Below are 26,231 nucleotides of genomic sequence, written 5' to 3' on the forward strand. Positions count from 1 at the left end.
TTAACTGGGTGTAGAATGGTACAAATGAATCCAGCACAATTCTTGCAAAATAATCATACATTTAGTGCATATAGTTTATTTGATGACAACATCAATCCGAAGACAACATACGATCATTTGAAACGTGTTGGATCAACAAGTGATGATACATATACATATGAATCACTAATAGGGGATGAAAGATATCTTTTTACCACAATACCAAGTATGAATGAAAATCCTATATTAAGTTATTTTAGAGTATCTTCTAATAATGATAATGGTTCATTATTAGGAATTGGTATTGGTGAACAAACAATTGTACATAAAAATAATACTTTAGGAATTAGTAAAACATACAGTATTTATGAGTATTTAAAGGATGAAGGATTTGAATTTAACTTTGACTTTCCGGTAAAACATTCAAACAATTTAGGGGATGATAAAATACTGTGGTTTTATCTAAAAAAAGATAATATATTTATTAATTATGCTGTACATACAGATAATTATTTAAAACTACATGCATATGAATTGGGTATAATCGATGAAAGTGTTTATGACAAATTATCAACTTATTATGAAGGTTATAACCTAATAATTGATTCTAATAATCATACATTAGTAAACACATATGAAACTGTTTATGCTGTAGGTGATTTTGTTAATATACTAATTGAAAAAAGTAATCAACTTGGTATAACTAAACTGTATGTAAATGATGTATACATCAAAGACTTTGAATATAATGGTTATTATTATGAAGCAAGCTTTTATATGTATACAGAAGATGTCGTAGTAAAGATAATTACTGAGTAAAGATTACTATTACAGCCCATAATTATAGTAAACTAGAAACAAAACAAAATAAATTTTATATTAATATAATAAATATATAAAAATAATAGAGGATAAATATGAAGAATATAATAACAATTTTAACAGTAGTACTTACACTTGTACTTTCCGTATTAGGTTTTTTCTTAGGAGGATTCAGCTTAACTGCGTTACAAAAAGAGACGTTAAACATACTTATCATTGTATGTATGATAAGTATGGCATACTGTTTTATTGTAGGAGAAATTACAACCAATAATTCTCAAATGGATAAACTATGGTCTATTTTACCTATTTTTTATGCATGGATTATTGCTATAAGAGGTGAAATGACGATACGTCTAATGGTTATGGCTGTATTAATTACTATTTGGGGTGTAAGACTAACCATTAACTTTGGTAAAAAAGGTGCATATTCACTCAAGTTTTGGCAAGGTGAAGAAGATTACCGCTGGATCTATTTAAGAAAAGATCCGAAACTTAATAAAAGATGGAAATGGGCATTATTTGATTTGCTATTTATTTCAGTATTTCAAAATGCTTTAGTACTTGCAATCTCACTACCAATGCTTGCTGTAATGGATTCTAGCACTTCATTTAATATATTTGATATTTTAATTGCAGTTTTATTATTAGGCTTTATTATATTAGAGACAATTGCTGATAAACAGCAAATGTCTTTTCAAACAAAAAAATATAGTCTATTAAAGGAAAATAAAAAGTTAGAAGATCTACCAAGTCCTTATAATAAGGGGTTTAACACAACAGGATTATGGGGATTTTCTAGACATCCAAATTACTTTTCTGAACAATCTATTTGGGTTACATTATATTTATTTTGTATAAGTGCAGGTGTTGTAAGTTATTATTTCTTTAACTGGACACTTATAGGATCTATGTTTTTAATTTTACTATTTTTAGGCAGTTCTCAATTTTCAGAAAGTATATCAAAAAAGAAATATCCAGAGTATAGCGATTATATTAATCAAGTATCTAAATATGTTCCATTTAGAAAATATCGTGGCCCTAAAAATTAAATCAATTATTTGATTTGAGGTATAAGTATATGAAATATATAGTTGAAGTTGAAATTAATGATATTTTATTAAATGTATGTTCATTATATTTAGATTATGATCAATTTTCTAATTGGCAAGAAGCTTACCTTGGTATGGAAACAATATTTGGAATACCAGGTCAGACTGGCTATAAAGGTAAACTATTTTTTCAAGGAAATAACCAAAAAATGGAAATGATGGAAACAGTAGAGCTGAACCGGATGCCTGATTTAATTATTCAAATCTATGAAGTAAATAACGTTTGGAATCGCTGTATCAACCACTTTAAAACATTAAATGATAAGACGATATGGCAAATGGATGTAGAATTTAGATTTGATAAAGAGATTATGTACCTAAGAAAGCATTTATATTAAAAACTCGTTTAAGTATGGAAGCATTTAAAAGATTCGTTGAATCTAAAAAACTTAAATAAAAAAATAATAGGAGGATTTATATATGGCCGAATTAAAGACTAAGGTACATGATGGTGATGTTTTTGATTTTATTTTAAACTTTTCAAACACAAATCAAAAATATCTAGATAGTCTTGAACTTATAAAGATTATGGAAAAAATAACCGACCAACCACCAAAAATGTGGGGTGAGACGATGATTGGGTTTGGTAAATATCATTATAAATCCAGTCGAAGCAGCCAAGAAGGAGACTGGCCACTTATTGGCTTTTCACCTAGAAAGGCAAAGATAAGTCTATATATATTTACAGGACTTGAAGAACATGAATATCTACTTGAAGGTTTAGGTAAATTTACACGTGGTAAAGGTTGTATTTATATTAATAAACTCTCAGATGTAAATCTATTAACACTTGAACAAATCATGCTAAAAACTATAGAATATTTAAAAGAAAAATATGAGGTTATATCATAATATAGATATAGAAAGATTTATATGATGTTATATATTATTTTGTTTATCTTAAAAAAATGATGTTTAATTTTATGAAAATATAAAGGGGGTATTTTTTTTCACCCCTTTTATATTTATTAAAAGTATGCTTTTAATTCTAGTTCAAAGTATAATAAGGTATATGAAGTCTATAAAAATAAATAAAATTTAAAAAAGAGGATAAAATGAGAAAAATTGCAATTGTTGGTGCAGGACCTGGTGGCCTTGCAGCTGGAATGATTTTATCAAAGATGGGCCATGATGTAACTATTTATGAAAAAGATGGTATCGTTGGGGGACGTTCTAAAGCACTAAAATTAGGTGATTTTAGATTTGATGCAGGTCCAACCTTTTTGATGTATGTTGAGATTTTAGAAGAAGTATTTAAAAAATCTGGATATGACTTACATAAAGAGTTAAATTTATTACCTATTGATCCACTCTATAAATTAGTATTTCCTAAAGTAACATTTGAACCAACAAACGATAAACTAAATAACAAATCAATGTATGATGCATATATTAAAGGTTTAGGTGATGCATATATAAAATGGTATGATGATCAAAAAAAGAAGTTTGATACAATTACTCCTTTATTACTTCGACCATTTGATAGTTTATTTGATTACCTAAAACCAGATACTTTAAGAGCAATACCCTCACTTCAACTATCAAAAACAGTCTATACATCTTTAAAAAAGATACATCCAAACCCTGAGTTTATACATTCACTTTCTTTTCAAGCTAAATACTTAGGTATGTCATCATACCAAGCACCTGCTGGTTTTACATTCCTACCATTTTTAGAACACGGCTTTGGTTTATATCATGTTAATGGTGGATTAAATATGATTAATGAAAAGATGGCAGAATTATTTGTTAAAAATGGTGGTAAATTAATTTTAAATGCACCAGTTGAAGAAATACTAGTTGAAAAGAAAATAGTTTATGGTCTTAAAGTTAAGGGTATAACAATGAAGTTTGATGATGTTGTTATAAATGCTGACTTTTCTTATGCAATGACAAAGTTAATTAATCCTAAACACTTAAAGAAATATAAACCAGAAAAGTTAGCCAAAAAGGATTACTCTATTTCTACAATGAACATATATTTAGCACTTGATAAAGTATTTGATATTAAACACCATCAAGTTGTCTTTTCAAATGACTATGATTTATACCTACAAAAAATACTAAATAATGAATTTACAGATGATCTAAGTTATTATATCCATAACCCATCTGTTATGGATGATACTATGGCACCAAAGGGTCAATCTGCGCTCTATATTTTAGCACCAGTGCCTAATTTAAGAAGTAAAGTTGATTTTGATACTTATAAACTTGAAGTAGAAGAAATGCTATATAAATCAATTAAAGAACGCCTAGGAATTGATTTAAAACCGCACATCATAGACAAATTAATTATTACCCCTAAAGATTGGCAAGATGACTATAATGTCTATTTAGGTGCAGTATTTAACTTAAGTCATAAACTGTCTCAAATGATGCATTTTAGACCACATAATAAATTTGAAGAAATTAAAAATCTTTATTTAGTAGGTGGTGGTACACACCCTGGTAGTGGACTACCTACAATATATCAATCAGCTATTTTACTTAAATCTTTTATTAAACCGGCAGAAAAAAATAGTTAGATATTTGGTAGATATCACATTTTTGATTTACAAGGCTTGACAACGTTTTTTATTTAATTATAATAATAAATAGATTGGCACTCAATTAAGTAGTGTGCCAGAAATGGAGGTGATATTGTGATTAGACCATTAGAAGACTATGTCGTTTTATCAGTTAAAAAAGAAGAAAAGACTACTGCGAGTGGTATTATCTTGGCAACTGAAGACAAAGACAAACCAGCCATGGGTAAAGTAATTTCAATAGGGCCAAAAGTTGAAAATATTAAGGTAAATGATGAAGTTATTTATCAGTCTTATGCTGGAACTAAAGTCAAACTAGATGAGGTTGAATACTTATTAGTTCAATCAAAAAATATACTCGCAATCGTAGAAAAATAATTATTCATAAGGAGGTTACTATTAAATGAGTAAAGAAATTCGTTATGGTAAAGATGCAAAACAATCTTTACTTAAAGGGGTAGATTTACTTGCTAATACAGTAAAAATCACCCTTGGACCTAAAGGAAGAAACGTTGTTTTAGATAAAGGATATGGTTCTCCACTAATTACAAATGATGGTGTATCCATTGCAAAAGAGATTGAATTAAAAGATCCATATGAAAATATGGGGGCAAAGTTATTATATGAAGTTGCATCAAAAACTAATGATGTTGCAGGCGATGGTACAACTACTGCAACACTGCTAGCACAATCCATTATCCATAAAGGATTTAAAGCGGTTGATAATGGTGCAAATCCAGTCTTAGTTAGAGAAGGTATTTTACGTGCTGGTAAAGAAGTTTCACAAAAGTTATTAGAAAAATCTAGACCTGTTGAAACAAGAGAAGATATAGAAAATGTTGCAAGTATCAGTGCATCTTCTAGAGAAATCGGAAAAATTATTGCTGAGGCAATGGATAGAGTTTCAAAAAATGGTGTCATTTCAGTAGATGAATCTAAAGGATTTGAAACGGAGTTAGAAGTTGTTGAAGGTATGCAGTATGATAAAGGTTATATCTCACCATATTTTGTAAATGACCGTGAAACAATGACAGTAGAACTAGAAAATCCTCATGTTTTAGTAACGGATCAAAAAATTTCAACAATACAAGATATCTTACCAATATTAGAACAAGTAGTTAAAGCAAATAAACCTTTATTAATTATTGCTGATGATATTGAAAACGAAGTTACATCTACACTAATATTAAATAAACTTAGAGGAACATTTAATGTTGTTGCAACTAAAGCACCTGGCTTTGGTGACAACCAAAAAGATATGTTAAATGATATTGCAATTCTAACTGGTGCAACCTTCTATGCAAAAGACTTACAAATGAAACTTCAAGATTTAAAACTAGAAGATCTTGGACTAGTCCAAAAAGCTGTTGTTAAAAAAGATACAACAACACTTATAGGTGGACAAGGTAAAAAAGAATTTATTGAAAAACGCATTCAAGAAATTCAAGCACAAATTAATTCATCTACATCAGATTATGATAAAAAACGCCTACAAGAAAGACTTGCTAAACTTGCAGGAGGTGTTGCAATTATTAAAGTAGGTGCAGCAACTGAAGCTGAACTTAAAGAAAAGAAATTAAGAATTGAAGATGCATTAAATGCAACCAAAGCAGCAATTTTAGAAGGTATAGTTGCGGGTGGAGGATCTATCTTAGTTGATATTCAAACAGAACTTAAACAAACACTTAAAGATAGTCACATAGATATATATAAAGGTATATTAGCTGTACTTGATTCACTATCCGAACCACTCTACCAAATTGCAGAAAATGCTGGTTTTGATGGTCAAGATATATTAACAGAGCAAAGAAAACAAAATAAAGATTTTGGATTTGATGCAAAAGAAGGCAAATGGGTTAATATGCTCAAAGAAGGTATTATAGACCCAACAAAAGTTACAAGAAATGCAATTTTAAATGCCTCTAGCATCGGTGCTTTAATGATTACATCTGAAGCTGCTGTTGTTGAAATTAAAGATAAAGAACAAACCATACCTACACCACCAATGTATTAAAATATAAAATAAAATACCCATTTAAGAAATATAATATCTTAAGATGTTTATAATTCTTAAGGGTATTTTTTATTTAGAAATTATTATATTTTATCGTATAGATGAAAATAATGATAAAATATTTATATACATACATAATAACTTAAGACACTTTATAGATAACCTTTAACATAGGTGGAATAAATAATGATTTTTCATAGGAAAATATTTTTAAATTATTTATATGATTGACAACTTTTTTAAGATGTCTTTTTTTATAAAACAATCACTAGGGAGATAATATATGGGATTAACTATTGGATTAATAATTATTTTAATGATTGAAATTATCTTAATGCTAAGTGTCTATGTTATTAGTAAACACACACAAACCCTATTAAGTAAAAATACATTTATTAATATCATTCCGGTAACATTTATTATGTTTTTCTTATACATACTTGCAATTACAAACAATCAAAATGACTTTAAAATTATTTATATTATTCAAAGTTTAGTAGCAAGTATCAAGACTTTTGCTTTTGAGGTGAACTCAGATTATGTTCTAAATTTACTAGAAGAAAATAGACTTTATGCGATAACTTTTTATATTGGCTATATACTTGCTATATTAACAATTATTGGATCTACCCTAGGTATTATAAAATCATCGATTAAAAATCAAATTAAAGTTTTTATGCTTCAAAGAAAAGATGTAGATGTAATCTTAGGTGTTTCTAATACATCGCTTGAATATGCCAAAAACAATCTTAAACAATCCATTATTTTATTAACTGATAATGAAAGTTATGAACAAATTCCTTTTTTAAGACAAACAGGTATTGCTTATATAAAATCTAATTTGTTACCAAAAGTTATATTAAAAAAATTAAATAGAAAAGTAAGATATAATTTAATCTCATTTGAAACAAATGAAACCAATTACCAAAAATTTATTAATCTATTAAGTGCTATAAATCACACGCATCATAATTTTTATCTATATTTAGAAGCTAACTATTATGATGTAGAAACGATACGCTCTGAAATTATTTTAAACACCACTAAAAATTTATATTGTTATATTAATGTATTTTCTAGACATCAAATGATTGCTAGAAAATTTATAACGGAAATTACGATACCTAAATTACTACCTGAATCCTTCATAAACCAAAACAGGTCCATTAAAAATGATAAAAATATTAATATTTTCTTTTTAGGATTTGGTAAAGTTAACCAAAGCCTATTTAAAAACTTTATTGAAAATAACCAACTTGTAACAACTATAAATAACGAACTTAAACCAAAATTAGTAAATTATTATATTGTTAATGATGATGAAAAATTTAAAAATAGAGATGACTTTATTTTAAATGAAATAAGTAATTATAAAAAAGAATCATTAGATTTACCTGTACCAGATGATCTATGTAACTTTAAAATGATTACAGGCAATTTATATGATATAAATACCATTAATGAAATAAAGAATTTAAGCAAAGATGAAAATGCATTTAATATCTTTATTGTAAGTTTTGGTACAGATCTTGAAAATATTGAATTATCAAATTTTATTAAAAATAAATTTAATATTTCAAATTATTCTATTATATGTAGATCTAAATATATTGATATTAAAGATCATAATATTATTAAATTTGGTAGTGAAGATGAAACCATCACACACGAAAATATTACTAATAATGAACTTGATAGTCTAGCAATGAATCTATTTAATTCCTACAACAAGCTTTCTAAAACAAATAAAGAAATCCAAACTAGTTTTCTAAAATTACCCAATATAGAATACTACTCTAACTATTCATCGGCATTAAACATTTATTATAAACTCCATCTACTAGGCCTTGATCTTACAAAGGATAATAAAATAGGCTTATCTAAAGATGAATTTATGAAAATTTATAGTGAAGGTACACCAAAAGTACTTAATTATGAAAGTTACTTTATGACAAATCCAAGAAACGTCATATCTTACAGTGAAAAATTAAGATGGAATGCATATTACTTATTTAATGGATTTAAACAAATGAAGTTATCTGACATTAAAATAAATCCATATACATTAGATTATCAAAGAAAAGATATAAAAAATAAAACTCATGCATGTTTAACATCTTATGAAGGCTTAGATAGGCTCCATAAAGAGGTTAAGGAAGTATTTAAAAAGTTAGGTAAGGAAGTTACACTAATGGATGTTGAAACCTATAAATATGACTATATGGCATTTGATGATCCAACTAACAACTTATTTGATGTGTTAACTCATAACGGATATAAAATAATTAAAATTAAGAATGAAATAGGAGAAAGTAATCATGCATGATGTATTTATAAGCTATGAAAAAGAAACAAAAACAATTGCTGATAATATTGTTAATGTGTTTGAAAAAAATAGTATTAGATGTTGGTATGCACCTAGAGATGTTGAAGGTGAATATGCACAATCAATTGTAACTGCAATTAATAAAACAAAAGTATTTATTATTGTTTTAAATGGAAAGTCTAGTCGTTCAAACCATGTATTAAATGAAGTTGAAACCGCATATAAAGCAATGGATGAAAAAGGACTAGCAATACTACCATTTAAAGTATCTAATGAGTTATTATCTGATGCAATGACCTACTATATTAAGAGATTTCATTGGGTGGATGCATCAAATCATGATTTAAATACTTCAATTCAAGAACTTTTGGATAAAACCAGAAATATATTAGGTATTAAAATAGAAGAAACCGCAAAAGAAAAGGAAAGAAAAGATAATAAGTATTTTGTATATGACGATGATTTTGAATTAGAACGATTAAGTGGTCAAAGAAGTTTACTTGAAAAAATGACTCATTCAACTTATAAATCTGTATACAGTAGATATGAAAAACCTTTAGTGTTAGATGTGGGTTCTAATGATGGCTATTTAACCCATAAAATACATCAAGAATCAAACGCACGAGAAACAATTGGAATTGAATATGATAATTTAGCAGTTAATAAATCAAATGAAATCTATGGAAGTGAAAATTTAAAATTTTATGAATTTGATATAGAAGCTGATGACTTTAATCAAAATATAAAGATATTACTTACTAAACACAATATCGAAGGTTTCGATATCATTAATATTTCAATGGTTTTACTCCATTTGAAAAATCCATTTAAAATGTTAAAAGTCATAAGAAGGTATTTAAATAAAGGTGGAACAATCATTATTAGAGACATCGATGATGGCTTAAATTTAGCTTATCCTGATGAAAATGGATACTTTAAAAAAGCTATTGAAATAGTTTATAACAATCCAAGATGGGGCTACCGTTATAGTGGTAGAGAAGTTTATACGTATTTAAGCAGGCTAGGACTATCTGATATTAACCTAGAAACTTTAGGTATGCATACAATAAATATGGACTTCTATGAAAAAGAAGCACTTTTTCATACTTATTTTGGAGCTATCCTACATGATCTATATTACCTAAGAAAACATAGTCCAAGTGAGTCGGTAGAAAAGGAAATAGAATGGATGGAATCTCATATTGAAATACTTGAAGAAGACTTTCTTAAAAAAGATTTTATGTTCTTATTAGGATTTGTTGTATATACGGCTATAAATAATTAACCTATAAAGGTAATGCTTCATTATGAAGTATGAATAATAATTTCAGGTTTAATTACTATTGCATCAAATAGTATTGATAAGACGGTTACTAATAATTATTTTAAAATTGTATATCAAGTGCTTTGACATAAACAGAAATCACTACCACCTGGAAAGGTTGCAGTATATACATTTTTATATAATAATAGATTTTAAAATAGTACAGGCTAATATTAATAGTTCTGATACTTATTCAATTATTAAATAATAGTTATAATATGATAAAACAAGGTCTATTAAAAATAGATCTTTTTTATATATAACTTTGTATAAAGAAAGTTAAGCATTAGTATTGTGTAATACACGGTACATGTGGTATTATAGTAGTGTGTATTACACAATATAAGAAGGAGGGGCATTGTTTGAACACCCAATTTAAAAAAGGTATCTTAGATTTATGTATATTAAAAGTAGTTCAAAACAAAGAAATGTATGGATTTGAAATAATTGATAAGTTATCAAATATACTAGATATTAATGAAAATACGATTTATCCTATTTTAAGAAGACTAACTGAGCAAGAACTATTTACAACATATACAAAAGACAGTCCGCTTGGTGCACAAAGAAAGTATTATAAGATCACAAAAAAAGGTGAAGAAAAATTAAGCTCATATACAGATGAGTGGAATGAGTTTATTAAGAATGTAAATTTCATATTAGAGGGAAATGATAATGAATAAGAAAAACTATTTAGAAGATATAAAAACTTATTTTATAGAAAAAGGTGTCATTGATAAAGATATTAAAAATATATTAGAAGATTATTCGGAACTTTATGATGAGGCAACAGATTTAGGTCTAAGTCATGAAGAAGTTATTAAAAAACTAGGCAATCCTAAAGAAATTTATGAAGGTATTAAGGATACACTCAAATTTACAAATAATGAATTTAATAGAGTTATTGGAATTATGCCTTTTATTTCTACTATATTATTTTTTATTTCAGGGTTTGCATTTAATGGTTGGACATATGCTTGGATTTTTTATTTACTTATTCCTGTTACAGCAATTATTTTAAATGTACGAGGAAGTGAAAAAATTATAGCTTTAAGTCCATTTGTTGCTGTTGTGTGTTTTTTCCTAACGGGGATTTTTTTAAACTTCTGGCATCCAGGATGGCTAATATTTTTAATTGTACCGATTACAGGAATTATATTTCATGTAAAAGGTAAGGAGAAGATAACGGCACTATCACCATTTATATTAGCAATTATCTATATACTTATATCTACTTATGTAAGTAGTGAGTTCTACCTTTATGGTTGGGCGATATTTGCAATTATACCGGTTGTTGGAATTTTAACTAGGAAGTTAACTATAAAAGATTTAATCATGATAATCTTAATTCTATTAGCAACGGCATCTCATGTATTTTTATATTTTGAAAAAAAGGACTTAAATATTTCCTGGCTACCTTATCTTGTTCCATTTTTTATGGGAATATTACTAGGTTATGTACAAATAATAACTGGAGATAATATAAATATAAAAGATAAAAAATGGCTTATTGTCGCAATATTAAGTATAGTAACTATATATTTAATTGTAAGTTTTTTAGTACCCAATGTATGGAAAATCAGCTGGCTTATACTATTGTTAATACCTATAATAGCAATATATGATGAAATTAAATTTAAACACCCAGTAGCGTATACACCATTTATAGCGGTTACTATATTTATGCTATTAGGTACATATTTACATATATGGGAATATGCATGGTTAGCATTTTTACTAATACCAATGACGGCAGTTATTACAGAAACTAAACAAACAAAATAAATAATTAAAATAGATTCAATATATTAAAATACTCATTTATTATAAATGGGTATTTTTTATGGATAAGATATTAATGATATAATTAAACATAATCGGTTAAATCTTATATTGTTAATATAATTAAAGGGGAAAATTCATGATTTTATTAAACGACTTATTTTTATTTGATAATCTAATAAAACAGTATAAATCAAATAAAAGAATTAAATTAAGATTCAATACAAACTTCAAAGATAAGAAAAATCATTTTACATATGATTTTGTAGATATGTATACTTCAAAATCAAATGATTTTTTACCATATATACTAAGTATTGGTAGTGGTAAAAAAGCCAGAAATGATGAAAAAGATATTCAATTTCAATTTATTGAAGTAGAAGATCACCGTTGGTTATTTGTTGGTGCATATGAAATAATAGAACCCAAATCAAATATACACATCAATCAAAATGGTATAAGTTTTAATTATGCAAAAGCATTAAGGCTTTCAAATTACGATAAATTTATTGACCGTGTGATTGTAGAGTGGATAAATAAACCTAGACAGTTTTTTTATGTGGATAAAGAAATCATTAATAATATAAAAATATCAGAAATATCAAGTAAACCTTACTTTGAAAGACAAATTAATTTTCCAGGGTATGAAAATTTATCAATGACTTATTATGATTTAAAGCAGCACTTAAACAATCAATCATTTATTGAACATTTATCTACTATTTATGCTGTCTATTTAATTACAGATATTAAAAAAGGAAAACTTTATGTTGGTGCAGCATATGGCCATGATGGTTTATATGGCAGATGGTCTACATATTTAAAAGAGGGTTATGATCGTAATGAACTTGAAGATAGTAAATATCCGAATGTAAAATTAAAAGAACTTGTTACTAAAGAAGGATTATCCTATATTCAAGATAATTTTAAATATACGATACTTGAAATATTTCCAAAAACAGAAATTGGTAAACAGCAAGCACTCTTAAGAGAAACATATTGGAAAGAAGTTTTCATGACAAAAACGTTTGGATATAATGCAAATTAAATTTTAAATAATTATTATAAGGAGTAGATAATAACATGATAGATTTTTTAATAGATTTTCTTACTGCAGCACCTTGGTATACAGTATTATTTGTTTTTGTTGCTAAAGTTATTGAGGTAACTTTATCAACAACAAGATTAATAATCGTTAATAGAGGTTTTAAATTAGAAGGAGCAATCGTTTCCTTTATTGAAGTACTTATTTGGGTATTTGTAGCATCTCAAGTAGTAAATGATGTAAAAACAGCACCACTATTAGGCATAATCTATGCATTTGGTTATGCTGTAGGTGTATTTGTAGGTTCGATTGTTGAAAATAAAATGGCTTTTGGTAAAGTTATGTTACATATTATATTACCTACAAAAAATGCTAAAGAAGTTGCAAAATACATAAGAGACCAAAAAATTGGTCTAACAACAATAGAAGCTAAAGGTATTAAAGATGATAAGTTGGTATTTATTACATATACCAACAGAAAGAATTTAAGTGAACTTATCTTAGGCATTGAATCAATTGAACCAGATGCTTTAATTGCTGAAAATGATGTTGTAAAACTTACAGGTGGCACTGTTCCAAAACGCCAAAGAATTGTAAAATAATATTTTTTTAATAATGCAGGTATAAAATATAGAATTATTTTCCCTTGATGAACTTGCTAAAGATATAGATGAAACTAAATCTCCTATAATAACTCAGTCAGGTTTTAATGTATAACACGAGCTTGTAATATGAAAAATAAACATGAAGTTGATGATGTCATGAATTTAGTCAAAATGCTTGGAGGAGATGTTTTTAAAGAACCCAAGATGACTATTTGAGGCGGTTATAGTGGATATTTTAAAGATTTAGATGGATACTACCGGGAAGTTTCCCATGCTGACTTTTTTAAAAATTAGATTCAAATGATATGTTGGTGATTAAGTAAATAATGATATATATAAAATGAAATAAGTGAAGCATAAATGATATGTTTCACTTCATTTTTATTTAATTATGGTAAATAAAATATTATTAACTTCTTTATAGGCAAATTTATTGACAATATTTTTTTTAAATATATAATCATTAGCATGCTAACTATAAGGGAGGGCACATTACGTGAATATTGGACTTGAACTAAAAAGTGTAATGAACCTGATTGTGCGTTACACCCATAAATTATCTGAACTACAAAATATATCAATGCAACAAGCAGCTATTATCAAATATTTAATGCATCATCAAAATGAAGATATTAATTCAAAAGATTTAGAAATAGCATTTAGTATGCGTGGATCGACTTGTTCTAGAATGTTAACTACAATGGAACAAAATGATTTGATTATGCGTATAGATGATCAAAATGATTCAAGAAAAAAGATTATAAAGCCTACAGAAAAATCAATTCGATTTATCAGTAGTATTAAAGATAAATTTGATGAGATGGAAGAAAAAATCAAACAAAATATTACATTAGAAGATTTAGAAATATTTAAAAAAGTTATTGAACAAATCAAACAAAACATTACATTAGAAGATGAGGTATAACACATGTTAAGAATACTTAAGTATATTAAGTTAAAAGAATGGATTTGGATAATTATATCACTTGCACTCATTATGGGACAAGTTTATTTAGAATTAGAATTACCACAATATATGCTCAATATTTCAAGAATGGCGTTAGGTGATGATACCGTTATTTGGGATATCGTATTAGAAGGATTAAAGATGTTGGGACTTGCATTAGGAAGTTTAGCATCTGCAGTAGTTGTTGGACTAATATTTGCACGTATATCATCCAGATTTGGTGCAAGACTACGATTTAATATATTTACGAAAACAACAGAATTTTCAATGGAAGAAATTAATAATTTTTCTACACCAAGTTTAATTACTCGTTCAACAAATGATATTAACCAAGTTCAAATGATTATTTCATTGGGTGCACAAATTATATTAAAAGCACCAATACTTGCAATTTGGAGTATTTATAAAATATCAGATTCTAGATGGGAATTTACCTTATCTACAATAATTGCTATATTTATTATTTCAATTGTTCTTATATTAATCATTTTCTTTGCAATGCCAAGATTCAAAAAAATACAAAAAAATACAGACGAACTCAATAAGCACTCTAGAGAAAACCTATCAGGCTTAAGAGTTATTAAAGCATACAATGCAGAAAAATTCCAAACAGGTAAAATCAATAGCATTAGTGATAACTTAATGAATGATTCTTTATTTGCTGGTCGTATTATGAGTTTAATGATGCCTACAATGACTCTTGTTATGTCAGGTGTTGGTTTAGCTATTTACTGGATTGGTGGTAGTTTAATTGGAAATGTGACACTTGATTTAGCAAACCCACTAGTTGGACTTCTTGCTCGTATGGAAATATATGGACCAATGATTATTTTCTCACAATATGCAATGCAAGTAATTATGGCATTTATGATGCTAGTGATGATATTTGTTATTATGCCTAGAGCTCAAGTATCTGCTAACCGTATATTAGATGTTTTAGAAACAAAAACAAAAATTATTGATGGTTATCAATCACTTGAAACAAAAGTAGAATCTTTAGAGTTTAAAAACGTATCATTTAAATACCCGGATGCATCTGATCTAGTATTAAAAAATATAAGTTTTAAAGCAAACAAAGGTGAAGTCGTTGCAATTATTGGTGCAACCGGTGCAGGTAAATCAACACTCATTAACTTAATTCCAAGATTTTATGATGTAACTAAAGGTGAAATTAAAGTAAATAATGAAAACATTAAAAACTATATACAAAAAGATCTAAGACATAAAATTGGATACATTTCACAACAAGCATTTTTATTTAGTGGAACGATTCAAACAAATGTTAACTACGGAACAGATATATCTAAAAAATTAGATGATGCATTATATATTGCTCAAGCCAATGATTTTGTAAATACATTAGATGAAAAAGAAAAATCACGTGTATCACAAGCGGGTAAAAACTTTTCTGGTGGTCAAAAACAAAGAATTTCTATTGCACGTGCAATCCAAAAAGAATCAGATATCTTAATATTTGATGATAGTTTTTCAGCACTTGATTATCAAACAGACCGCAATTTAAGAAATGCATTAAAAACTAATTTAGATGAACATATCACTTTAATTGTTGCTCAAAGAATTGGAACAATTAAAAACGCAGATTTAATTTTAGTCATTGATGAAGGTGAAATTGTTGGTCAAGGCACACATGAATATTTATTAAAAGAAAATGCAGTTTATAGAGAAATTGCATTATCACAATTATCAGAGGAGGAAATTTAATATGACAAAACATAAAGAAGAAAACACACAACTAAAAACTCCTCAAGGTAAAGGACCTAATCATGGAATCATGATGGGTGGTGGATCTAAAGCAAAAGACTTTAAAAAATCATTTAAACAATTAATTTCATATGCAAAAACATATAAAGTATTAATTATTATGGCATTTATTATGGCATTTGTTGGAACTATTCTTAATATTATAGGACCTGACTTTATTAAACAAATGACAAATGAAATTACAAAAGCAATTGATTTTAGACCTGATAAAGGTATTTATCCATCTGAAACAATTAATTTAGGGTTAATTAACCGTTTAGGTATCATCTTAGTTGTGTTTTATAGTTTAGGATTTATCTTTAACTATGTACAAGGATTTATTTTAACGACAGTATCTCAAAGAATTTCTAATAAATTTAGAAAAGATATTGCGATAAAGATGAATAAAGTTCCATTTAAATATTATGATACAACAAATATTGGTGATGTATTAAGCCGTATGACTAATGATGTGGATATGGTTGGACAAACCTATCAACAAAGCTTTGGTTCATTAGTAACTGCAATTACTATGTTTATTGGCTCCATTGTCATGATGTTTATAACAAACTGGATTTTAGCACTTACAGCAATTGCCTCATCACTACTTGGATTTATGGTTATGATGGTTTTTATGATGCGTTCCCAAAAATATTTTAGAACTTATCAATCTAAACTTGGTGCAATTAATGGTCACATCGAAGAAATCTATACAGGGCATACAAACGTTAAAGCTTATAATGCTGAAAGTAAAGAAGTTCAAACATTTAATGAAATGAATGAAGATTTATATAAAAGTGGTTGGAAGTCACAATTTCTATCAGGCATTATGATGCCGATGATGGGTTTTGTAGGTAACTTAGGATATGTTGCAGTTATTATAGTTGGTGCACTATTAGTATCAAAAGGTAATCTTGAATTTGGTGTGATATTAGCATTCTTAATCTATGTTAGACTATTTACTCAACCCTTATCTACAATGGCTCAAGCAATGACATCACTTCAATCTGGTACAGCAGCAGCAGAACGTGTATTTGAATTCTTAGAAGAAAAAGAATTAGAAGATGAATCCTATAAAACTAAGACTTTAGACAATGTAAAAGGTGATGTTGAGTTTAAAAATGTTAAATTTGGATATGAAGAAAATAATTTAATTATTAAAGACTTTTCAGCAAAAGTTAAAGCTGGTCAAAAGGTTGCTATTGTTGGACCAACAGGTGCCGGTAAAACAACACTTGTTAACTTAATGATGCGCTTTTATGAGCTAAATAGTGGAAGTATATTAATTGATGGTACAGATATTAAAGAACTTACAAGAAAAAATGTACATAACTTATTTGGTATGGTCTTACAAGATACTTGGTTATTTGAAGGAACAATTTATGATAACTTAGTTTTTACAAATACAAATATTACCATCAAAGAGGTAGAACAAATTTGTAAAACTGTAGGTATTCACTTCTTTATTAATACACTGCCTGATAAATATCAAACAATACTAACTGATAAGGTAAACTTATCAGCTGGTCAAAAACAATTACTAACAATTGCAAGAGCAATTATTCTTAATGCACCACTGTTAATATTTGATGAAGCAACATCTTCTATAGATACAAGAACAGAAGTATTAATCCAACAAGCAATGGATAACTTAATGAAGGGTAGAACATCTTTTGTAATTGCACATAGACTATCTACAATTAAAAATGCAGACCTTATTTTAGTTATGGATAAAGGCGATATTGTTGAAAGTGGTACACATCAAGAACTACTTGAAAAAGATGGCTTTTACGCACAATTATATAACTCACAATTTGATCCATCATAATATCAAGAATCAAGCGAAAGCTTGATTCTTTTTAATTTAGATAAAGGTTCAATAGTAATTCTAGTAATTAAAAATTATTATGTTACAATAGTAATGTGAATATAACCTAAACTAATAAATATATAAAAATCAGTAATTTTTACAATAAAAATAGGGGTATAAATATGCTAGAAATTATAAATGTATCAAAAAGTTATGATGGCAAGAAAAATGCTGTAGATAATGTATCACTAACAATAAATAAAGGTGATATTTATGGATTTGTTGGTCATAACGGCGCAGGTAAGACAACACTACTAAAATCAATTGTCGGATTAATAGATTTTGATTCGGGTGATATTTTAGTCAATGGTGTATCTGTAAAAAAAGATATAATGGGTGTTAAAAAACAAATTGCTTATGTACCTGATAATCCAGATGTATATGAAACGATGAAAGGTATTGAGTATTTAAACTTTATTGCAGATGCCTTTAAAGTTACTGAAGAAAGAAGAATCGAATTAATTAATAAATATGCAAAACTATTTGGAATGGAAAATGTACTTACGCAAACTATTCAAGAATACTCACATGGTATGAAACAAAAAATAGTATTAATAAGTGCACTCATTCATGAACCAAAAGTATTACTTTTAGATGAACCATTCGTAGGACTAGATCCACAAGCAAGTTTCTTATTAAAAAATGAATTTAAAGCAATGTGTGAAAAAGGGAGTTCAATTTTCTTTTCAACCCACGTACTTGAAGTAGTTGAAAAATTGTGTAATAAGGTTGCTATTATTAAAAACGGAAAAATCGTAGAATCAGGTTTAACTGAAAAAATCATTTCCAATAAATCACTTGAAACAATATTCATGGAACTGGAAAAAGAATATGATGTATCTTAAGCTATTAAAAATATACTTTAAAAACGCACTACTTAAAAATTCATTTTCTAATACAAAAACAAAGAAGATATTATTTGCATTCCTACTTGTTTATGTAGGTGTTGCAGTATTTAGTAGTTTAGGGCTCACATTTTATACCCTAGCAGATACTTTAAATAAAGTTGGTCAAATTGATACACTCATCATATTTTTAGGTGTATATAGTTTAATTGTGCCACTAGTCATGACAATGTTTAGAACTAGTGGGACACTGTTTTTCTATAAAGACTTTTCCATTGTAGGACCACTTCCTATAAGAAGCAGAACAATCTTCTTAGCGAAACTTACAATCATGATGCTCTTTATATATATAGGCTCATTAGTATTTATTATTCCTATTTGTTCAATTTATTTTTACTTTGCTGGATTTAATATAATTAAGTTAATTATCATGATTATTGGCCTTATTTTCTTACCACTTATCCCTGTAATATTCATGACATTTATATCATTTATAATTGGTTATATTTCCATTAAAACAAAACTTACATCTATTTTTCAAACAGTAGTAACACTTGCTTTAATTATAGGAGTTATGATACTACAATTTAGCATGTCTACAAGCAATGAAAACCCATTAGGTGGACAAGTTAATATCATGACATTTATAACCCAATATTATTACCCACTTAAATGGTTTACAAACTCTATTGTAAATTTTGATATCTTAAACTTAATATATTTAATGTTATCTAGTTTAATTATCTTTGTTTTATCAGTTTTTATATTTGAAAAAATATCATTAAAAATTAATAAGACAACAATAAAAAGATTAAACTTTAAAAAAGGAAAAACAGTTATTAAATTTAGGCCAATACTAGTTTCATTAATTGGTAAAGAAATAAATAAGTTCTTTAGTATTCCAATTTATATGATCAACGTAGGATTTGGATTACTATTAATGCTTATTGGAGCACTTGCAAGTATATACTTTAAAAGCGATATACTACCAATCATTCACGAATTAGAATTTAATATCGTACCAATACTTAGTGTAACAATTGGGTTTATGGTTGTACTTACCTATACTCCTGCAGTATCCTTATCACTTGAAGGTAAGAATTTATGGATTATAAAAAGTTTACCCATTTCACCTAAATTAATTATGTTATCAAAAGTTTTATTTAATTTAATACTCATCATACCAATTAGTATCATAAGTATTTTATTATTTGGAATCGCATTTAATTTAAATATTATTGAAGTATTACTTATTATTTATTATATTGTTAGCTTATCAGTTTTATCATCACATCTAAATGGTATATTCAATTTATTATTTCCAAAGTTTAATTATGAAAATGAAGCACTCGTTGTTAAACAAAGTGTAAGTGCAATGCTTGCAACATTTGGCGGTATGGCACTTATTGTTACAAGTATAGGTATATATTATTTATTAAATAATTATATGCATAGTAATCTTAATGTATTTATTATTGGGTCATTAAATATAATATTATCAAGTTTAGTTATGGCTTATTTATATAAGAGTGCAGATAAACATTTCAATAAATTTTAAAAGTATTATAAAGCCTTTATAAGGCAATTATAGAAAACAATCATGGGAGGCTTATATCATGGATATTAAAGCGTTAAATAAAAGAATTTCAAATAGACTAGGTATTGAAGAATTAGAGTTTAAATTTGAAGATATAAAAGAAGATAGCTTACTATATCTTAAAGAAAACTATATTGGTATTAATAAAAAATATGAAAATAATTATCTAGAATCTGCAAAATGTTTAGCGCACGAATATCGCCATGCATTTCAAATATTTTATATAAATATCTATCAAAATGAAAGATCAAATGATTGGAGAAAAGATTTTTCTAAATTAAATGAAACATTATCTGAAACTGATTATATTGAACTTGAAATAGAATTAGATGCATATGCATTTACTAAGTATTATTTAGAAAAGTTTGAAAATTTAAGTGTCACTCATCCAAACAAATCATATGAAAAATTAATTATTAATTATATATTAAGAAACTCTGAAATATTTTAAGCAATTTAGGTAAACAATTTATATTTGTTTACCTTTTATTTTGAAAAAATAATATATCTAGTTATAATATATGTATATACAACCTAACATTATAAAAATCTATATTTTAAAAAAGGAAAATAATTATGAATAAATATATAAGCATTCTAATCATTATGCTACTTAGTATTTATCTTGTATCCTGTACAGATAATATACTCATTGATGATGAAGTACCTGACATTATAGATACTCCAAAACCAAATCCAAAGGAAGTGGAAATATCTATAGCAGGAAGTGATGTAAAAGTTACAATGGATCCAGCACTGTATTTATCTAATCACATTGAATATATAGATACTTCAAATAAAATCGTATTATACACACCTAGATGGCATTATGAAAAAACTAATAGGTTAGAGGATGCAACAGAATATGTAGCAATCATTAATACCAAAGGTTTATATACGATTACAGAAATTAATAATTTAGGTAATCAAGAAATACCACTAAATGGCATCATCATATCTGTACCTAATAATATGGAAAAGGTCTTTAATATAGGAGATGAAATTAATCAAAAATCTGTAAAAATTGAAAATTTTTCATATGCTATTAAGACCAATAAAGGTGTTAGGTTAGCACTTGATGATATCAATTCTAAAGATAGCTATAGAAGGTTTATATATTATAATTATTTATATGGTAAAAACACCCAAACCTTAAAAACAAATACCAGTGAATTAATCATTCATTATGACCAAAAATTAGAATCATTTAAAATCAGTCAAAAATCAAATGAAGGAAATAATGACATTCCTTTAGATGGATTTGTTATATCAACAAATGGTGAACCAAATAAATCCTTACTTCTAAATAATCTATTATTTGATGAAAATGATTTAATAGAACTTATTAATTTTGATTTTATTAACTTAGAAGAAACATATACACATCCTTTTAATGGCATTGGTGGATTAAGATTAACAGACTATATATTAGTATATGAATCCCCAAGTAAATCAAGTAACCAAAATATTTATGGATATGAAGCTGCAGTAAATAAAGACGGTATTGTTGTTGAAAAAAATGTATTAGTTGATATTCCTGAAGGCGGGTTTGTTTTATCAGGTCATGGTATAAATCGTACCTTTATTATGAATGAAATAAAATTGGGTTCTAAAATTACTTATGATAATCATACTAAAAAAATAACCATAAATAACCATTTAATTAATCAAGCAATGTTTGAATTAAATACTTCTTATTTAAAATCAAAAAATGAAGTAGATGAAGCATTAACTAATTATTATGATGTCAATGATATAGAAAATTCTAAGAGTGAGTTAAGTATAATTGAAGATAGTATTAAAATACTTAATGAGTTATCAATAGAATTAAATAATACATATGATCCAGGTAAAGTAATTTTATTTAATCAACATAAAAACAATATTATGCCACTTTTTAATCAAGTATATTTAAATACACGTGTTTCAAGAAAAATTGAAACACGTGGTATTTGGCATAGGCCAAATGAGCTGAATTTAGATGAGGTAAAATCATTACTAGATACATTAGAAAATTTGAATTTTACAGACATTTACCTAGAGACTTTTTGGAATGGTTATGTGGTATATAAGTCTAGTATTGCACCATACCATGTGATGTTTAATGAAAGTGATTTTGGTCCTTATAATGATTATTTAGATGCGTTTTTAAGTGAAGCCAAATTACGAAACATTCATGTTCATGCATGGGTAGAAAACTTTTTTGTAGGGACAGTTAATCAACATAGTAATCTTTGGGAAAAATATAGTTATTGGCGTAATAAAGATATATTAGGTAATGAAGTAGTTACTAATAAACCAGGTGGTGAAGAAGAAGGGTTTTTATTCTTTGATCCGGCCAATAATGAAGCACGTGAATTTATTATAAATATTTATAAAGAAATCGTAAACTTTGATATTAAAGGTTTACAACTAGACTATATTAGATATCCATCTGGAAATGATTATGTTGTTTATAGTACAGGATATACAGAAACTGCAATGAATGAATTTAAGATATTATATAATTATACGGGTAATTTAGTAATGGATGTTCAAACAAATAAAGAACTATATAATCAATGGAATTTATATCGTCAAAATAAAATCAATACATTTGTTGAAAGAATCTATAATGAGATTAAGCCACTAAAAAATGATTTAATGTTATCGATTGCTGTAGGACCAAATGCAGTTGATGCTAAAACCAATTTAATGCAAGATTGGGAAACTTGGGTTACAAATGGATATATCGATGCAGTTTTACCTATGGCTTATGTTAACGATGAGGCAACATTAGAATCAATTATCATAGATTTAAATAAAATTACTAAAGATTTATCTTATAGTTTTGTTGGTATAGCACCTACATATTACAATTTACCAGATATTTATAATGCAACCTACATGGATAGAATTAACTACAACAATTCACACGGACATGCAATTTTTGCATCTCACAATATAATTAATAATGAAAATGTAAAATCAATAATAATAAACGGACTATATAAAAATAAAGCTATATCAATTACTGATTCAATTCATGAGATACTTAAAGTATTTGTAGACGATATTAAACATAAGTTTACAAATATCTATATTCCAAATGATTTATCTACCAAAACTAAATATAATATCTTAGTTAATAAATTAAATGATTTAAGTACTAAAACATATGATTCAAAACAAGATCAAGAAATCTTATTAAATAGTCTAGTAACTATAAAATTAGAACTAAATGAATATGTCGATCAAAAAGCTTATAACAACTTAAACAATTATTTTAATTATTTTATTAATATAATAGAGATTAAAACCACAAGATAAATTAAAAAACCAATAAAAAAGATATCAAATATTGAACTTATTTGATTTATTAAGATATAATAAACACATAATTGATTTTATAATTATAAGAAGCATCTACATAAAGGGAATAATAAAAGTGACAAAAGAAACCAAGAAAACATTATTAGTTATATTCATATTTTATGTAACTAATATCATAAATACATATTTTGTAACGACAGCCGTATTAAATAGATATTTAATCGCTTTTAGACGTAGTCCAATGATAGAACTAAATTCTATATTGGGTAATTTTGCAGCACTCACCATACTTCTAATTACAGGATTTATAATATTTAAAACCAGAAAAAGTCGACTACTTTATATGTTTTGGTTAACTTTTGGGTTAAATGTAGGTATATTTTCTATAGGTATATTTACTAAATATTATCAAACAATGTTTTCAATTTATGAAATGACACTTTTTTATAACCCAGCACTTGATCTAGCAGGTTCTATATTTATAGAAGCACTAAGAGAAATTATTGTCTATTACCGTATACTGGTTTTTATACCAACTATAATCATGGGAATAATATATTTATACGTCAAACAACAACATAAACCACAAAAAGAATTATTTGTAAGAAAACATCAATTAAAACATGGACCAATGCTACCAGTGATGGTACTTATTATGGGCTTTATACTTTCTCTTACAACTTTAGGTGTTGTAAAAGTATCTATGGAATCTAAATGGCCCGTGAATGCTGAAAGATCTTTATATGGTGTGCAGTCAGCAGGTTTATATAATTATTATTTAGGTGAGTTTATTGGTATTAACTTACTTGAATCAACTAAAGAAGAACAAATAGACTTAAGCATATATGATGAATATAATAAAAATAAAGATAGTTATACCAATTTATATGGTCAAACATATCATAATAAGCTACAATTTAAAGATGCATCAACTGTCGAAACACCTTTATTAAATAATGAAAATGATTTACTAAACGGGTTATTTAAAGATAAAAATATAGTTATTGTTCATATTGAAACATTTAATCATTTTCTACTTGAAGAAGATAATCCATATTTCGATGAAAACTACTTAAAACATTTAAAAATGATTATGAGTGAATCCTACGTACTGGATAACTTTTATGCAAATGTAGGTTTAGGAAATTCATCAGATGCTGAATTTTCTGTAATGACTGGGTTATATCCTAGAGGTGATACCACCATTTATTGGAACTATAATGACGTTGAATATGAATTTGATGCGCTACCTAAATTATTTAAAGGCTATGATGCTACATCACTTCATGGTGATGTACCAATATTTTATAATCGTCAAAAGGTTCATGAAAATATGTTTGAATTTAACCGCTATATTTATTATGATGTTGAAAATCCAACATCATCAAATAATAATGCAGTTTCTAGATTTCCTAACTATCTTGAAAAAACCGATGAGAAAAGCCCATGGATCAGTGACTTATCCTTACTAGATTGGGTATTAGATGAAGCAAATAGAATATCACAAAATAACCAAAACTATTTACTTTATCCAATAATGATTCAACCACATACACCTTATGCATATGATCCATACATCAATGAACCACAATTTAGTTTTGATGATTTAAATGTGGATCAAACAACATTAAAATTATTAAATTATGAGACTTATGTAGATTCATTTTATGAAAAATTTATAGCATTAACAAAACAATTAGAAAATACAGTTTATGTATTTTATGGAGATCATGGTTCCGGTATTCCAAAAGTGGATTTAGAAACTATTTTAGATCGTAGCCTAAGCCCATTAGAATACCGAAATGAAATGTTAAAAACAACAGCATTTATCTATGCACCAGATGATAATGATAAAGATTCTTTAGTTCCTAGAGGATTATTAAAAGGTAAACAAAATCGCTTACGTAGTCAAGTCGATTTATATAGAACAATTGTTGAGCTCTTTGGTGTAACTACAAATCAGTATTATTATGGAGTAAATGCTTTATCAAATGAAAATACATATTCAATAGATACTAGAACATTTGATATTATTACAGATGATTATTATATATTATCTAAACATATAGCAACTGATGGCACACCAACCTTTGATAATGTACTATATTTCAAAAATGAAAATGATATACTTAAACCACCTTATGAACTCTATGAATATGTATCTATTTTTAAAAATAGAATGGATAAAATGATCACACAAAATCTTCAACAATATTTACTAAATACATAACACTTATAACAATCCAGTTAAGTTCTAATTTACTGGATTGTTTTTATTTTAATTATTCATCAAAGATTCAAATATAAAAGTAAAGTTCAAGTTAAGTACAAACAGTATGTAT

21 protein-coding genes are annotated in these 26,231 nt (G+C 26.8%); all 21 read left to right on the plus strand.

Annotation, left to right across the window (positions count from 1 at the left end; all coding sequences use genetic code 11):
* Positions 1–798, plus strand: a 798-nt coding sequence (locus G324_RS0105520) for a hypothetical protein (protein WP_210994119.1), incomplete at its 5' end; no start/stop codon positions are given.
* Between the two features lie 98 nt (positions 799–896).
* Complete coding sequence (locus tag G324_RS0105525; protein WP_025725394.1) at positions 897–1,853, plus strand: DUF1295 domain-containing protein; 957 nt, start codon at positions 897–899, stop codon at positions 1,851–1,853.
* A 29-nt stretch (positions 1,854–1,882) separates the two neighbouring features.
* The gene (locus tag G324_RS0105530) at positions 1,883–2,251 is read left to right on the plus strand and encodes a hypothetical protein (RefSeq protein WP_025725395.1); all 369 of its coding nucleotides are present in this window, start codon (positions 1,883–1,885) and stop codon (positions 2,249–2,251) included.
* An 82-nt stretch (positions 2,252–2,333) separates the two neighbouring features.
* On the plus strand, positions 2,334–2,765 hold the full coding sequence (locus G324_RS0105535; RefSeq protein WP_025725396.1) for a DUF1801 domain-containing protein: 432 nt from the start codon (positions 2,334–2,336) through the stop codon (positions 2,763–2,765).
* A 203-nt stretch (positions 2,766–2,968) separates the two neighbouring features.
* Complete coding sequence (locus G324_RS0105540) at positions 2,969–4,441, plus strand: phytoene desaturase family protein (RefSeq protein WP_025725397.1); 1,473 nt, start codon at positions 2,969–2,971, stop codon at positions 4,439–4,441.
* 117 nt (positions 4,442–4,558) lie between these two features.
* Positions 4,559–4,819 (plus strand): co-chaperone GroES, encoded by a 261-nt coding sequence (locus tag G324_RS0105545; RefSeq protein WP_025725398.1) that lies wholly within the window; start codon positions 4,559–4,561, stop codon positions 4,817–4,819.
* A 25-nt stretch (positions 4,820–4,844) separates the two neighbouring features.
* On the plus strand, positions 4,845–6,455 hold the full coding sequence (gene groL / locus G324_RS0105550) for a chaperonin GroEL (protein ID WP_025725399.1): 1,611 nt from the start codon (positions 4,845–4,847) through the stop codon (positions 6,453–6,455).
* 283 nt (positions 6,456–6,738) lie between these two features.
* Positions 6,739–8,781, plus strand: coding sequence for a hypothetical protein (locus G324_RS0105555; protein WP_162146942.1), 2,043 nt, complete (start codon positions 6,739–6,741; stop codon positions 8,779–8,781).
* Positions 8,774–10,066 (plus strand): TIR domain-containing protein, encoded by a 1,293-nt coding sequence (locus G324_RS0105560; RefSeq protein ID WP_025725401.1) that lies wholly within the window; start codon positions 8,774–8,776, stop codon positions 10,064–10,066. The genes G324_RS0105555 and G324_RS0105560 overlap by 8 nt, the downstream gene beginning before the upstream one ends.
* A 401-nt stretch (positions 10,067–10,467) precedes the next feature.
* Positions 10,468–10,788 carry a PadR family transcriptional regulator gene (locus G324_RS0105565; protein ID WP_025725402.1) on the plus strand — a complete coding sequence of 107 codons (321 nt, stop codon included), beginning with the start codon at positions 10,468–10,470 and terminating at the stop codon, positions 10,786–10,788.
* Positions 10,781–11,890: a DUF1700 domain-containing protein gene (locus tag G324_RS0105570; protein ID WP_025725403.1), complete on the plus strand. Its 1,110-nt coding sequence runs from the start codon at positions 10,781–10,783 to the stop codon at positions 11,888–11,890. The genes G324_RS0105565 and G324_RS0105570 overlap by 8 nt, the downstream gene beginning before the upstream one ends.
* 136 nt (positions 11,891–12,026) lie before the next feature.
* On the plus strand, positions 12,027–12,935 hold the full coding sequence (locus G324_RS0105575; RefSeq protein WP_025725404.1) for a GIY-YIG nuclease family protein: 909 nt from the start codon (positions 12,027–12,029) through the stop codon (positions 12,933–12,935).
* 35 nt (positions 12,936–12,970) lie between these two features.
* Positions 12,971–13,534, plus strand: coding sequence for a DUF2179 domain-containing protein (locus G324_RS07365; RefSeq protein ID WP_035357542.1), 564 nt, complete (start codon positions 12,971–12,973; stop codon positions 13,532–13,534).
* 499 nt (positions 13,535–14,033) lie between these two features.
* Positions 14,034–14,462: a MarR family winged helix-turn-helix transcriptional regulator gene (locus tag G324_RS0105585; protein WP_025725405.1), complete on the plus strand. Its 429-nt coding sequence runs from the start codon at positions 14,034–14,036 to the stop codon at positions 14,460–14,462.
* Positions 14,463–14,465: 3 nt separating this feature from the next.
* Positions 14,466–16,226, plus strand: a complete 1,761-nt coding sequence (locus tag G324_RS0105590; RefSeq protein ID WP_025725406.1) for an ABC transporter ATP-binding protein — start codon at positions 14,466–14,468, stop codon at positions 16,224–16,226.
* Position 16,227: 1 nt separating this feature from the next.
* Positions 16,228–18,093: an ABC transporter ATP-binding protein gene (locus G324_RS0105595; protein ID WP_025725407.1), complete on the plus strand. Its 1,866-nt coding sequence runs from the start codon at positions 16,228–16,230 to the stop codon at positions 18,091–18,093.
* Between the two features lie 164 nt (positions 18,094–18,257).
* Positions 18,258–18,980 carry an ABC transporter ATP-binding protein gene (locus G324_RS0105600; RefSeq protein WP_025725408.1) on the plus strand — a complete coding sequence of 241 codons (723 nt, stop codon included), beginning with the start codon at positions 18,258–18,260 and terminating at the stop codon, positions 18,978–18,980.
* On the plus strand, positions 18,967–20,538 hold the full coding sequence (locus G324_RS0105605; protein WP_156921287.1) for a hypothetical protein: 1,572 nt from the start codon (positions 18,967–18,969) through the stop codon (positions 20,536–20,538). Before G324_RS0105600 ends, G324_RS0105605 begins: the two co-directional genes overlap by 14 nt.
* Before the next feature lie 58 nt (positions 20,539–20,596).
* Entirely contained in the window at positions 20,597–21,028 is a 432-nt protein-coding gene (locus tag G324_RS0105610) for a hypothetical protein (protein ID WP_025725410.1), read from the plus strand.
* Between the two features lie 125 nt (positions 21,029–21,153).
* Positions 21,154–23,886: a glycoside hydrolase family 10-like protein gene (locus G324_RS0105615; protein WP_025725411.1), complete on the plus strand. Its 2,733-nt coding sequence runs from the start codon at positions 21,154–21,156 to the stop codon at positions 23,884–23,886.
* 118 nt (positions 23,887–24,004) lie between these two features.
* Positions 24,005–26,119: an LTA synthase family protein gene (locus tag G324_RS0105620; protein ID WP_025725412.1), complete on the plus strand. Its 2,115-nt coding sequence runs from the start codon at positions 24,005–24,007 to the stop codon at positions 26,117–26,119.
* Positions 26,120–26,231 lie beyond the last annotated feature (112 nt).

The sequence above is a fragment of the Acholeplasma granularum ATCC 19168 genome (genome assembly GCF_000526235.1).
Classification (GTDB): Bacteria; Bacillota_I; Bacilli_A; order Acholeplasmatales; family Acholeplasmataceae; genus Acholeplasma; species Acholeplasma granularum.

Excerpts from the sequence above, each read along its gene's own strand:
- G324_RS0105525 (WP_025725394.1), top strand. The coding sequence starts at position 897 with ATGAAGAATATAATAACAATTTTAACAGTAGTACTTACACTTGTACTT.
- G324_RS0105530 (WP_025725395.1), top strand. The coding sequence starts at position 1,883 with ATGAAATATATAGTTGAAGTTGAAATTAATGATATTTTATTAAATGTA.
- G324_RS0105535 (WP_025725396.1), top strand. The coding sequence starts at position 2,334 with ATGGCCGAATTAAAGACTAAGGTACATGATGGTGATGTTTTTGATTTT.
- G324_RS0105540 (WP_025725397.1), top strand. The coding sequence starts at position 2,969 with ATGAGAAAAATTGCAATTGTTGGTGCAGGACCTGGTGGCCTTGCAGCT.
- groL (WP_025725399.1), top strand. The coding sequence starts at position 4,845 with ATGAGTAAAGAAATTCGTTATGGTAAAGATGCAAAACAATCTTTACTT.
- G324_RS0105555 (WP_162146942.1), top strand. The coding sequence starts at position 6,739 with ATGGGATTAACTATTGGATTAATAATTATTTTAATGATTGAAATTATC.
- G324_RS0105560 (WP_025725401.1), top strand. The coding sequence starts at position 8,774 with ATGCATGATGTATTTATAAGCTATGAAAAAGAAACAAAAACAATTGCT.
- G324_RS0105570 (WP_025725403.1), top strand. The coding sequence starts at position 10,781 with ATGAATAAGAAAAACTATTTAGAAGATATAAAAACTTATTTTATAGAA.
- G324_RS0105575 (WP_025725404.1), top strand. The coding sequence starts at position 12,027 with ATGATTTTATTAAACGACTTATTTTTATTTGATAATCTAATAAAACAG.
- G324_RS07365 (WP_035357542.1), top strand. The coding sequence starts at position 12,971 with ATGATAGATTTTTTAATAGATTTTCTTACTGCAGCACCTTGGTATACA.
- G324_RS0105590 (WP_025725406.1), top strand. The coding sequence starts at position 14,466 with ATGTTAAGAATACTTAAGTATATTAAGTTAAAAGAATGGATTTGGATA.
- G324_RS0105595 (WP_025725407.1), top strand. The coding sequence starts at position 16,228 with ATGACAAAACATAAAGAAGAAAACACACAACTAAAAACTCCTCAAGGT.
- G324_RS0105600 (WP_025725408.1), top strand. The coding sequence starts at position 18,258 with ATGCTAGAAATTATAAATGTATCAAAAAGTTATGATGGCAAGAAAAAT.
- G324_RS0105605 (WP_156921287.1), top strand. The coding sequence starts at position 18,967 with ATGATGTATCTTAAGCTATTAAAAATATACTTTAAAAACGCACTACTT.
- G324_RS0105610 (WP_025725410.1), top strand. The coding sequence starts at position 20,597 with ATGGATATTAAAGCGTTAAATAAAAGAATTTCAAATAGACTAGGTATT.
- G324_RS0105615 (WP_025725411.1), top strand. The coding sequence starts at position 21,154 with ATGAATAAATATATAAGCATTCTAATCATTATGCTACTTAGTATTTAT.